A 318-nucleotide genomic window follows, 5' to 3' on the forward strand; every position below is an offset into this window, starting at 1 on the left:
CATACGAGGTTGCCTCTTGTCTCGTGGGCTCGGTCGGCATCGGCATGTGGTTGCCGCAGATCATCAAGGGGCTGGGCATCTCCGCAGGCACGCTGGGCTTCGTAGTCGCATTGCCTTACATCCTGGGCGCCATCGCCATGACCCTATGGGCACGCCTGGCCAACCGCAGCGAACAACGCCTGCCCTACGTGGTCGGCGCGCTGGGGATGGCCGCCCTGGCCTTGGTCACAGCCGCGCTAGTCGCAGACCCGCTGGTCAAGATCGGTGCGCTGTGCATCGCAGTGGCCAGCATCCTGTCCTTCCAGGCTACCTTCTGGG

At 65.1% G+C, this 318-nt stretch carries 1 pseudogene; it reads left to right on the top strand.

The features are described from left to right. A pseudogene (locus FQ664_RS25790) lies at nucleotides 1-318 on the top strand (MFS transporter); the annotation flags it as partial.

This window comes from Pseudomonas persica (assembly GCF_900291015.1).
Taxonomy (GTDB): Bacteria; Pseudomonadota; Gammaproteobacteria; order Pseudomonadales; family Pseudomonadaceae; genus Aquipseudomonas.